11 protein-coding genes are annotated in these 10,643 nt (G+C 69.6%); 7 read left to right on the plus strand and 4 right to left on the minus strand.

All coding sequences use genetic code 11. The features are described from left to right. Nucleotides 1-56: 56 nt before the first annotated feature. The gene (locus OG943_RS47565; protein WP_328607445.1) at nucleotides 57-905 is read left to right on the plus strand and encodes a FliA/WhiG family RNA polymerase sigma factor; all 849 of its coding nucleotides are present in this window, start codon (nucleotides 57-59) and stop codon (nucleotides 903-905) included. 361 nt (nucleotides 906-1,266) lie between these two features. Here the strand turns inward: OG943_RS47565 and OG943_RS47570 are convergent, their stop codons facing one another. Next, entirely contained in the window at nucleotides 1,267-1,797 is a 531-nt protein-coding gene (locus OG943_RS47570; protein ID WP_328607446.1) for a murein hydrolase activator EnvC family protein, read from the minus strand. 1,194 nt (nucleotides 1,798-2,991) lie between these two features. On the opposite strand from OG943_RS47570, the gene rpsB reads away from it, so the two are divergent. The 5 genes from rpsB to OG943_RS47595 all read left to right on the plus strand — a co-directional run bounded on the left by rpsB (nucleotide 2,992) and on the right by OG943_RS47595 (nucleotide 7,240). Then, entirely contained in the window at nucleotides 2,992-3,927 is a 936-nt protein-coding gene (gene rpsB, locus OG943_RS47575; RefSeq protein ID WP_328607447.1) for a 30S ribosomal protein S2, read from the plus strand. A 91-nt stretch (nucleotides 3,928-4,018) separates the two neighbouring features. Beyond that, nucleotides 4,019-4,834: a translation elongation factor Ts gene (gene tsf, locus OG943_RS47580; RefSeq protein ID WP_328607448.1), complete on the plus strand. Its 816-nt coding sequence runs from the start codon at nucleotides 4,019-4,021 to the stop codon at nucleotides 4,832-4,834. A 139-nt stretch (nucleotides 4,835-4,973) separates the two neighbouring features. After that, a complete protein-coding gene (gene pyrH, locus OG943_RS47585; RefSeq protein WP_328607449.1) occupies nucleotides 4,974-5,717 on the plus strand; it encodes a UMP kinase in 744 nt (247 codons plus the stop codon). 51 nt (nucleotides 5,718-5,768) lie between these two features. Further along, nucleotides 5,769-6,326: a ribosome recycling factor gene (gene frr, locus OG943_RS47590; RefSeq protein ID WP_091629530.1), complete on the plus strand. Its 558-nt coding sequence runs from the start codon at nucleotides 5,769-5,771 to the stop codon at nucleotides 6,324-6,326. Continuing rightward, nucleotides 6,326-7,240, plus strand: a complete 915-nt coding sequence (locus tag OG943_RS47595; RefSeq protein WP_328607450.1) for a phosphatidate cytidylyltransferase — start codon at nucleotides 6,326-6,328, stop codon at nucleotides 7,238-7,240. The genes frr and OG943_RS47595 overlap by 1 nt, the downstream gene beginning before the upstream one ends. Nucleotides 7,241-7,292: 52 nt before the next feature. On the opposite strand, the gene OG943_RS47600 is transcribed toward OG943_RS47595, so the two are convergent. Further along, a complete protein-coding gene (locus OG943_RS47600) occupies nucleotides 7,293-8,135 on the minus strand; it encodes a VOC family protein (RefSeq protein WP_328607451.1) in 843 nt (280 codons plus the stop codon). Between the two features lie 117 nt (nucleotides 8,136-8,252). Here OG943_RS47600 and OG943_RS47605 point away from each other — a divergent pair, with 117 nt between their 5' ends. Beyond that, nucleotides 8,253-9,089, plus strand: coding sequence for a class I SAM-dependent methyltransferase (locus OG943_RS47605; protein WP_328607452.1), 837 nt, complete (start codon nucleotides 8,253-8,255; stop codon nucleotides 9,087-9,089). On the opposite strand, the gene OG943_RS47610 is transcribed toward OG943_RS47605, so the two are convergent. After that, nucleotides 9,005-9,673, minus strand: a complete 669-nt coding sequence (locus OG943_RS47610) for a PadR family transcriptional regulator (protein WP_328607453.1) — start codon at nucleotides 9,671-9,673, stop codon at nucleotides 9,005-9,007. The genes OG943_RS47605 and OG943_RS47610 overlap by 85 nt on opposite strands. Before the next feature lie 159 nt (nucleotides 9,674-9,832). Next, nucleotides 9,833-10,636 (minus strand): glycoside hydrolase family 16 protein, encoded by an 804-nt coding sequence (locus OG943_RS47615; RefSeq protein WP_328607454.1) that lies wholly within the window; start codon nucleotides 10,634-10,636, stop codon nucleotides 9,833-9,835. Nucleotides 10,637-10,643 lie beyond the last annotated feature (7 nt).

A 10,643-nucleotide genomic window follows, 5' to 3' on the forward strand; every position in this document is an offset into this window, starting at 1 on the left:
CGCATCCGCACGAGCACGGAGACCATACTGACCCGCATGCCGAGAACGACCGTGCAATGAGTTCCACGCCTCCTGTCACGGAAGCCGGGGTGAGCACCCCCGGTGCCGAGGACGCCGTCACCGCCGACGGACGTCCTGGTTATGACGTCGACGCGGGGATCCAGGCGCTGTGGCAGCAGTTCGCCGACCAGCCGGACCAGTCTTCGCGCGACCGGCTCGTGCTGCACTACGCGCCGCTGGTCAAGTACGTCGCGGGCCGCGTCGGCACCGGCCTGCCGACGCACGTCGACGTGGGCGACCTCGTGCAGTCGGGCATCTTCGGCCTGGTCGACGCCATCGAAAAGTTCGAGCCGGCAAGAGGACTGCGCTTCGAGACGTACGCGATGCAGCGCATCCGCGGCGCCATCCTCGACGACCTGCGCGCCCAGGACTGGGTGCCGCGCGCCGTGCGCAGCAAGGCCAAGGAGACCGAGCGCGCCCTGGAGCGCCTCGGCGCGCGCCTGCACCGCGCCCCCACGGAGGCCGAGCTGGCCACCGAACTCGGCATCAGCCTGGACGACCTGCGTGACTTCTACGGACAGCTGCAGCTCACCAGCGTCGTGGCCCTCGAAGACCTCGTCTCGGCCGGCAAGGACAGCGGCTCGCTGGTCGACACCCTCCCCGACGACGGCGCTGTCGACCCGGTCGCCGTCCTCGTCGACCAGGACAACCGCAGGCAGCTCGCGGAGGCCATCGCCCAGCTGACCGAGCGGGACAAGATCGTGGTCAGCCTCTACTACTTCGAAAGCCTCACGCTCGCCGAGATCGGCAAGGTCCTGGGCGTCACGGAGTCGCGGGTCAGCCAGCTCCATACCCGCGCGGTGATGCGGCTGCGGGCCAAGCTCGTCGAGCAGCCGGCCACCTAGCAGCTCGCCACCAAACACCGCGGCCAAGCAGCTCGCCACCTAGCTGGCACCTGCAAGCAGGCCGCCACCAGGCAGCCCGCTACCTAGCTGCCGCCCGCAAGCAGCCCGCCACCAAGCAGCCCGCCACCAAGCTGCCGCCTGCCAGCCGCCCAGCTTTGCGTCTGGCGCGCCGGTGCGCCGGGTTCCGCGGACAGCTGCCGGTGTGGCGGACGGCTGCAGGCTCGGCGGACATCTGCCGGAGCAGGGGCTGCCTGTCGATGCGGCGGACGGCTGCCGGTGGCTGGGCGGCTGCCGGTGGTCGGACGGATGCCGGTCTTACGGGTGGTTGCCGGAGCAGCGAACGTCTGGGTGTGGTCTGCGGTCATGGCCCGCCTCCCCACGGTTTGAGCCGGACCCGGCCGGGTGCGCCGGTCAGGGCGAGCGGGTCGACGTACTCCGTGCCCCGGCGGGCGCCCCAATGCAGGCAGGCGGGGGCGGAACAGCCTGGGTGACCTGGCATGACGGTGCCCAGCGGCTGTCCGCGGTAGACCTGTTCGCCGGTGGTGACAGTCGGGGTGACGGGCTGGTAGGTCGTGCGGAGGCCGCCGTCATGGTCCAGTGACACCACCCCGTGGCCGGCGACCTGGCCCGCGAACACGACGACGCCCACGTCCGCGGCGAGGACCTCCTGGCCAGGCGCCGCCGCCAGGTCGACCCCTCGATGCCCCGGGCCATACGGCGACTCGGGCGCCTCGAAGTACCGCATAACCTGCGGCCGCGGCGACAAGGGCCAGGCCAGCCGCCCCGCCTGCGCGACGGCTGCCTGCACGGGCACCCCCGCGACAGCATCGCGTGTTCCGGTCGCTTTGCCCTCGCGTGTTCCGGTCACCTCGCCCTCATACGGGCTGGCCATTTCGCCTTCGTTCGGGCCGGTTCCCTTGTCCTCGTGCGGCGACGTAACGCGCTCGCCGACGTCCTGCGTGTCGAGCAGGTGTCCGCTGATCTTCTGTGTGCTGGCGGCTCGGGCTGGGGCTGCTACCAGACCGGGTAGCGGGAGCACCAGCACCACTGCAACCAGCAATGCCAACCGCGCTCGGCGAGTGAGTGGCCGGTTCGGAGACCCCGACAGGAACTCATGGGGGAGCCTGCCCGGTCGCCAATCCTGTCGGGGCAGGCTCCATGGCGGTGCCCATTCTTGTGACTGGCGCAGGAGAAGGCCCGGCTGCAGAGGAAGCGGCCAGCGTAGGAGCGAGGCTTGCAGGCAGCATCGGAACCAGGTGAGTGAGCGTCGCAGCAGCCAGATCGTCGGCTTGCTCATCAAGCTGCGCGGTGAACGGCTCCGTGACCGGTGCCGGGGGTGCGCCACAGGCCGGTTCGGGGTCCGGCGCGATCGGTCGGCCGGTCGGTCCGCGAGCCGGTGCGAGGGGGGTTGGTGCGAGGGTGAGTAACTGCGCGGGCGACGACCGAGCCAGCTCAAGTAACCGCGTGCGTGCCAGCCCAGCCGCCACCGCGCAGGGGACGAAGCGCGGTGGCGGCCGCGACGGCAGCGGCCAGGACGTTCGCCGCCGAGGTGGCTAACAGCGAGACCGCCGTCGGTGCAACAGCCGCCGCTGGCGCAGTCCTCGTCGGGGCAGCCGCCATGGGGGCGGTCACCCCGGCGAAGGCAGGGGCCGGCCGGGTGGGCCGGTGGGGAACAGAGGGTCCTCGTCACGGGTTCCATCGTTCGGGAAGCCGGCGGCGGGAGACGGTTGTCGCGGGGGGTTGTGCACAGGCTGGGGCAGTTGTGGACAACTCGGGCGGGGTCGAGCGCTGCCGGTGGGGGCGCCCCTGGTGGCAGGGGGTAGAATTCTTCCCGCAGTCCATTCGAATGGGCTGACTTCGCGTGCACGTGCGCGCATCCCCGGCCGGTTCCGTCTTGTACGGAGGCCCGGACGGAGGGTCGCACGGTGCCCGGCGGTCCCCGGGGGTTCCTCACCGAACCCGCGGGGTCCGGGCTCCGGCACGGCACCAGGGCGAGCGGCCACCCGGTCGCGAGCGACAAACCGATCAGCGCGTCGGCGGCGGAAACCGCAGGCGGGCGTGAGACAGAAAAGGTGTGATTCCGGCAATGGCCGTCGTCACCATGAAGCAGCTGCTTGACAGCGGCGTGCACTTCGGGCACCAGACCCGTCGGTGGAACCCGAAGATGAAGCGCTACATCTTCACCGAGCGCAATGGCATCTACATCATCGACCTGCAGCAGACGCTGACGTACATCGACCGTGCGTTCGAGTTCATCAAGGAAACCGTCGCGCACGGCGGCACGATCATGTTCGTCGGCACCAAGAAGCAGGCTCAGGAAGCCATCGCCAGCGAGGCCGCGCGCGTGGGCATGCCCTACGTGAACCAGCGCTGGCTCGGCGGCATGCTGACCAACTTCCAGACCGTGCACAAGCGCCTCCTGCGCCTCAAGGAGCTCGAGGCCCAGGAGCAGACCGGTGGCTTCACCGGCCTCACCAAGCGCGAGATCCTGACGCTGACCCGCGAGAAGGACAAGCTCGAGAAGACCCTCGGCGGTATCCGGGACATGTCCAAGGTGCCGAGCATCGTGTGGATCGTCGACACGAAGAAGGAGCACATCGCCGTCGGCGAGGCTCGCAAGCTGAACATCCCGGTCGTCGCGATCCTGGACACGAACTGTGACCCGGACGAGGTCGACTACCCGATCCCGGGCAACGACGACGCGATCCGCTCCGCCGCGCTGCTGACCAAGGTCGTGGCCGAGGCCGCCGCCGCCGGTCTGATGGCCCGCTCCAGCCGCAACGGTGCGTCCGCCGACGCGAAGCCGGAGCCGGGCGTCGCCACCGACGAGCCGCTGGCCGAGTGGGAGAAGGAGCTGCTCGCCGGCTCGGAGACCGCGTCCGCCGACGCGACCGAGGCCGTTGCGGCGACCGAGGCTGCCACGGCGACCGAGGCCGCCCCCGCCGCCGAGACCGCGGAGACCGTCACCGAGCAGCCGGCCGCGGAGCAGCCCGCCGCCGAGCAGGCGACCGCCTCCTCCTGATGCAGCAAGGTGCCCGTGCGGCCGGCCCTCCCGGCCGGCCGCACGGGCGCTGATCACCTCACACGTACCTGAAACGGACGGATTCAACACGATGGCGAACTACACCGCCGCTGACGTGAAGCGCCTGCGCGAGATGACCGGCGCCGGCATGATGGACTGCAAGAGGGCTCTCGAGGAGAATGAAGGCGACTTCGAGAAGGCCGTCGAGTTCCTGCGCATCAAGGGCGCCAAGGACGTCGGCAAGCGCGCCGAGCGCGCCACGGCCGAGGGCCTCGTCGCCGGCGACGGTGGCGTGCTGATCGAGCTGGACTCCGAGACCGACTTCGTCGCGAAGAACGCCGACTTCCAGGAGCTCGCCGCGAAGATCGTCGAGGTCGCGAAGAGCCTGAAGACCAGCGACGTCGAGGCGCTCAAGGCCGCCGAGCTGGACGGCAAGACCGTCATCGAGGTCGTGCAGGAGCTGTCGGCCCGCATCGGCGAGAAGCTCGAACTCCGCCGCGTGGTCGCCTTCGAAGGCCAGACCACCTCGTACCTGCACCGTCGTGGCTCGGACCTGCCGCCCGCCGTCGGCGTGCTGGTCGAGTTCACCGGTGACGACGCCGACGCCGCCCGCGGTGCCGCCATGCAGGTCGCCGCGCTGCGCGCGAAGTACCTGAGCCGCGACGAGGTGCCGGCCGAGACGATCGAGAACGAGCGCCGCATCGCCGAGCAGACCGCCCGCGAAGAGGGCAAGCCGGAGCAGGCCCTCACCAAGATCGTCGAGGGCAAGGTCAACGCCTACTACAAGGACAACGTCCTGCTCGAGCAGCCTTCGGTCAAGGACAACAAGAAGACCGTCAAGGCCCTGCTCGACGCGGCCGGCGTGACCGTGACCCGGTTCGCCCGGTTCGAGGTCGGCCAGGCCTGAGTCAGGCACTGGGACTAGGTTCTGACCACTGTGCCCCGTCTCCGCGGTTCGGGGGCGGGGCACAGTCGGGTCCACGAGGGCACGCCCCCCACGCACTCCCTCCCGGGGAGGCGGCCATCGAACACAGGAGGCGACATACATGGGTGACCGCGTCGAGGGTGGCTACCGGCGGGTGCTGCTGAAACTGGGCGGCGAGATGTTCGGCGGCGGCTCGATCGGGGTCGATCCCGATGTCGTGCACTCGGTCGCCCAGCAGATCGCGGCGGTCGCGCGCACCGGCGTCCAGATCGCGGTGGTGATCGGCGGCGGTAACTATTTCCGCGGCGCGGAGCTGTCCCAGCGGGGGATGGACCGTGACCGCGCCGACTACATGGCGATGCTGGGCACCGTGATGAACTGCCTGGCGCTGCAGGACTTCCTGGAGAAGGAAGGCCTGCCCACGCGCGTGCAGACCGCCATCACGATGGGCCAGGTCGCCGAGCCGTACATCCCGCGCCGCGCCGAGCGGCACCTGGAGAAGGGCCGCGTGGTCATCTTCGGCGCCGGCGTCGGCATGCCGTACTTCTCGACCGACACGGCCGCCGCGCAGCGGGCGCTGGAGCTGGGCTGCGAGGTCGTGCTGATGGCGAAGGCCGTCGACGGCGTCTACACGGCCGACCCGAAGAGCGACCCGGACGCGAAGATGTTCCGCGAGATCACCCACCGCGAGGTGCTGGAGCGCGACCTCAAGGTCGCCGACGCGACGGCGTTCAGCCTCTGCATGGACAACAACATGCCCATCATCGTGTTCAATCTGCTCACCGAGGGGAACATCGCCCGCGCGGTGAGTGGTGAGAGGATCGGGACGCTGGTCAGCACCCCCGCTGACGGGGCGTCGGCGTAGACCTGCTGGGATCGCCCACAGGCTCCAACAATCACAACACCGGGAGTAGCCGTGATCGACGAGACCCTCCTCGACGCCGAGGAGAAGATGGAAAAAGCGGTGTCCGTCGCGAAGGACGACCTGGCGTCGGTGCGGACCGGCCGGGCGAACCCGTCGATGTTCTCCGGGATCGTCGTCGAGTACTACGGCGCGATGACCCCGCTGAACCAGCTGGCCGGTGTCAACGTGCCCGAGGCGCGCATGGTGCTCATCAAGCCGTACGACCAGACCCAGCTGGGCGCCATCGAGAAGGCCATCCGCGAGTCGGACCTCGGCGTGAACCCGAGCAACGACGGCAACGTGATCCGCATCGTCATCCCGCAGCTCACCGAGGAGCGGCGCAAGGAGATGGTGAAGGTCGCCAAGAGCAAGGGCGAGGACGCCCGGGTGTCGATCCGCGGTGTCCGCCGCAAGGCGAAGGAAGAGCTGGACCGGATCGCCAAGGACGGCGAAGCGGGTGAGGACGAGGTCGCGCGCGCCGAGAAGGAGCTGCAGAATCTCACCGACACCTATGCCCACCAGGTCGACGAGCTGGTGAAACACAAGGAAGCCGAGCTGCTCGAGGTCTGATGAGCCAGGTGAGCGAGGAACGAGAAGAGCGGGTGGAGCCCACCCCGCCGGAGCCGGTCGAAACGCCTGCTCCGGCCGAGCGGACGCAGCCGGAGCAGAAGGCCTCCAAGGCCGGCCGGAACCTGCCCGCGGCCATCGGCGTCGGCCTGCTGCTCGGCGCGGCGATCATCGTTTCCCTGCTCACCGTCCGGTTCCTCTTCATCGGGATCATCGCGATCGCGATCGGGGTCGGCACGTTCGAGTTCGCCGGAGTGCTGCGCCGCGTGGCGAACATCCGGGTCGCGATGATCCCCGTGATCGTGGGCGGCCAGGCGATGATCTGGCTGGCGTGGCCGTTCGGCCGCGAAGGCGCGCTCACGGCGTTTGTGCTGACGGTGCTGGCCTGCCTGATCTGGCGCCTGCCCGGCGGCGCGGACGGTTATCTGCGGGACATCGCGGCGTCGGTGTTCGCCAGCGCGTACCTGCCGCTGTTCGGCGCGTTCGCCGCGATGCTGGTGCCGCCGCACGACGGCGTCGGCCGCGTGCTGACGTTCCTCATCGCCGTGGTCGCCTCCGACACCGGCGGCTACATCGCCGGCGTGCTGGGCGGCAAGCACCCGATGGCGCCGACCATCAGCCCGAAAAAGTCCTGGGAGGGCTTCGGCGGGTCGATGATCGCCGGCATCGTCGCGGGTGTGCTGACGATCAGCCTGATGCTGCACGGCCAGGCCTGGCAGGGCGTGATCTTCGGCGCGGCCATCGTGCTCACCGCGACGCTCGGCGACCTGGTCGAGTCGCTGATCAAGCGCGACCTCGGCATCAAGGACATGGGCACGATGCTGCCCGGCCACGGCGGCATCATGGACCGGCTGGACTCGCTGCTGCCTTCGGCCGTCGTTTCCTGGCTGCTGCTTTCGGCCTTCGTGCCGTCTTAAGACTTGTGAGTGTTTATGACGGTTAGAACCGTCATAAACACTCACAAGCGGGTCAGTCGTCGTAGGGGTCGTCGACCTCGGCGCGGCCGACGTCCTGGAGCGTGCGCGAGTGGTCGATCACGGCGAACACCGCGCCGTCCGGGTCGGCGAGGATCGCGACGCGGCCGAACGGGGTGTCGTAGGGCTGGACGACCACGGAGCCGCCGAGCATCAGCGCCTGGCCCGCCGCCGCGTCCACGCCGCGCGCCGGGTCGACCTCGAAGTAGATCATCCAGTGCGGGGGAGTGTCGCGCGTGTACTCCGCGCCCATCACGTAGCGGTAGAGCACGGGCGTGTGGTCGATGAGGTACTCGGCATAGTCGACGCTCTCGCCGTCGCCGATCTGGTGACACGAGTAGGTGAAAAGCTTGGTGTAGAAGTGATCCGCGGCCACGCCGTCGTGGGTGTTGAGGTCCGCGCCGCTGAACGTGTTGGGCTCGTCGGTGGCGAACTCCCAGTCGCTGGGCGCCTCCCAGAACACCACGGGCGCGCCGCACGCGTCGATGGCGTGCAGGATGTTGCCGCGCCCCGGGATCGCCATCGGCCCGAGCGTCACCTTCCCGCCGAGGTGTTCCACCCATTCGGCCGCGCTGGCGGTGTGCGGCACCGAAATGTGCAGTGTCCACCCCGGTGCGCTGCGGCTTCCGCGTTGGTACAGGCCGCTGGTGAGCGACCCGCCCACCGAGGCGATCCAGTAGCGCCCGGTCGGCGCGGCGGGGTCGCGATGTACTTCGTACCGCCAGCCGAACAGGCCGGTGTAGAACTGCTGGGTCCGGGTTTCGTCGAGGCAGGAGACCTCGACCCAGCAGGGGAGGCCGGCCGGCACCGGAGATGGACGGGCCGAGTCGGACGACATGCTGCCTCCTCATGGACGAGGAAGAAAGTCTATGCGCTGTCGGTGATTTTTTCGCCGTGAGCAGTGAATCGTGAACATCACGGAACTGACGGTGCCCGATCGTCGTTGGAGTTCTTCGTGCGATGGTTCCCCGGTTCCCGCTCGGCGGACGTGCTGCCGAGCCCCAACATCTGGTACTACCAGCAGGCTTACGAGGTCGAGAACCGCGCGCAGGACGTCGAAGGCGAGATCTGGCGCGTGCTGCGCGAGGAGTGCGACTGGGCCGGTCGCGACGTCCTCGACCTCGGCTGCGGGGACGGGTTCCACCTGCCGTATTTCGCCCGCGACGCCCGCTCGGTGCTCGGCGTGGAACCGCACGCCCCGCTCGCGCGTGATGCGGCGAAGCGGGTGGCGGAGCTGCCGGGCACCGAGGTCCGCCAGGGCCGCGCGCAGCGGCTGCCGGCGGAGGACGCGAGTGTCGATGTGGTGCACGCGCGGACCGCGTACTTCTTCGGCCCGGGCTGTGAGCCGGGGCTGCGAGAGGCGGAGCGGGTGCTACGGCCGGGCGGGTCGATCCTGATCGTGGACCTCGACGTGACCAGCGAGCCGTACGGCGGGTGGATGCGCGCGGACCTGCCGCACTACGACCCGCCCGCGGTGGAGCGGTTCTTCGAGGCCGAGGGCTTCGGCTGCCGCCGGGTCACGACGCGCTGGCGGTTCGCCGGCGCGGCCGCGATGGAGTCAGTGCTGAAGATCGAGTTCAGCGCGAAGACCGCGGAACGGGCCATCGCCGAGGTGCACCGGCTCAACACCGGTGGCGGCGAGATGACGCTGCCGGTGGGCTATCGCGTGCACGCACGGGTCAAGCCCACCGGCCTCGTCGTGCCGGGTCACTCCGCGGGTCCGGCGCCGTCGGTGTCAGAACCGCCGTCGGAGCCGTCCGTGTCGTCGTCGACCTCGCCGAGGATCGTGTAGATCGAGCGACGGGCCTCGTTGAGCACGTCCACCACACGGGCCTGCTGGCCCGCGCTGCCCGCTCGCATCACCTGCACGACCGCGGCCGCCAGCGTGGCGCCCGCCTTGCGCAGGTCGACCTCGACCGGGTCGACGTCTTCGGCGAAGTGCTCCCACGGGGGAGTGCCGGTCTGCTGCTCCGCGGCGGCGCGGCCGGATTCGGTGAGCTCGAACAGCTTCTTGCCGTTCTCGTCCTTGCTCACGACCAGGTCCTCGTCGGCCAGCATCTGCAGCGTCGGGTAGATCGAGCCGGGGCTGGGCTTCCAGAAGCCGCCGCTGCGCTCGCCGATCTCGCGGATGATCTCGTACCCGTGCCGCGGCTGTTCCGCGAGCAGGGTGAGGATCGCCGCGCGGACGTCACCGCGCCGGCCTCGACGCGGGCCGTGGCCCCGTCGTCCACCCGGACCACCATGGCCACGGCGTCCGCCGCGGCCGCCCATGGCGAAGTCACCGAAGTCGCCGCGGCCCCAGGGACCGAAGGCCGGACGGCCGTGGTCACCGTGTTCGTCGTGCTGCCTACCAGGGAAGGGATGTTGTCGTCTCATGATGAGTGTTCCTTTCTCGAACTGTTGCGACACGTTCACGATATATCGTTAACTATCGTTCGGCAACCCTCTCGTAGTGACCCTGCTCACCCCGAACGCGAAGACGCCCGCCACCCGGGGTACGGGTGACGGGCGTCGTAAAGACCGTCCACAAAGGAGTCAGGCGTACATGCGGACCCAGTCGACGTGCACGGTGACGCGGTCGGGCGTGGACGCGTCCGGCGCCGGGATCCAGGCGGGCGCGCCGAACGGGCCGGGCTCCTGCTGCATGACCAGGTGCATCGGCGTCTTCGGGATGCCGGGCTTCTTGGCGCTGAAGCGCGTGTCGTACACGGTCTGGCCGTCGATGGAGTACTTGACGTAGGTGGGCTGCCAGTCGACCGCGTACACGTGCCATTGGGTGTAGTCGCCGGTGAGCTTGCCGCTGTCGCGCTGGCCGCCGGGCGGGTTGCCCCAGTGGACCGACGACAGCGCGGTGTTCTTCTGCGGCCGGGCGCTCTCGACGAGGTCCAGCTCGCCGTCCTGCGGCCAGCGGTTCGACTGCGGCCACAGCAGCATCGCGACGCCGTAACCCGTGCCGGGGTCGAACTTCGCCCGGACCATCCACAGCCCGTAGGTCCGGTCGCCGTCGCCGCGGCACCAGCACAGCGCGCCCGAGGTGTTGGCCTTGCCGCTGGGGTCCTTGCCGTGCCCGTTGATCCGCAGCTCGCCGTCGCCGACGCCGATCTCGCTGGGCTTCCACTGGGAGATGCCGTTCGACGACTTCGAGTCGTAAGCCGACCACTTCGTCGTGTCCAGCGTGGTGCCGTTGAACTCCTCCGAAGCGAGCAGCTGCCGTCCCCGCGCCGTGCCGTCCACCTCCGTTTCCAGGCCCTGCGCCGAGACGACGCCGATCTGGAACCCGAGCAGCAGGCAGACCGAGGCCGCCAGCACGGCTGTCGTGCGTGTCTTGCTCTTCGTCATGAGCACC

The organism is Amycolatopsis sp. NBC_00345 (assembly GCF_036116635.1).
In the GTDB taxonomy this organism is placed as follows: domain Bacteria; phylum Actinomycetota; class Actinomycetes; order Mycobacteriales; family Pseudonocardiaceae; genus Amycolatopsis.

Excerpts from the sequence above, each read along its gene's own strand:
- OG943_RS47600 (WP_328607451.1), bottom strand. The coding sequence starts at position 8,135 with ATGTCGTCCGACTCGGCCCGTCCATCTCCGGTGCCGGCCGGCCTCCCC.
- OG943_RS47565 (WP_328607445.1), top strand. The coding sequence starts at position 57 with ATGAGTTCCACGCCTCCTGTCACGGAAGCCGGGGTGAGCACCCCCGGT.
- OG943_RS47610 (WP_328607453.1), bottom strand. The coding sequence starts at position 9,673 with ATGAGACGACAACATCCCTTCCCTGGTAGGCAGCACGACGAACACGGT.
- OG943_RS47570 (WP_328607446.1), bottom strand. The coding sequence starts at position 1,797 with ATGGCCAGCCCGTATGAGGGCGAGGTGACCGGAACACGCGAGGGCAAA.
- pyrH (WP_328607449.1), top strand. The coding sequence starts at position 4,974 with ATGGGTGACCGCGTCGAGGGTGGCTACCGGCGGGTGCTGCTGAAACTG.
- OG943_RS47595 (WP_328607450.1), top strand. The coding sequence starts at position 6,326 with ATGAGCCAGGTGAGCGAGGAACGAGAAGAGCGGGTGGAGCCCACCCCG.
- tsf (WP_328607448.1), top strand. The coding sequence starts at position 4,019 with ATGGCGAACTACACCGCCGCTGACGTGAAGCGCCTGCGCGAGATGACC.
- rpsB (WP_328607447.1), top strand. The coding sequence starts at position 2,992 with ATGGCCGTCGTCACCATGAAGCAGCTGCTTGACAGCGGCGTGCACTTC.
- OG943_RS47615 (WP_328607454.1), bottom strand. The coding sequence starts at position 10,636 with ATGACGAAGAGCAAGACACGCACGACAGCCGTGCTGGCGGCCTCGGTC.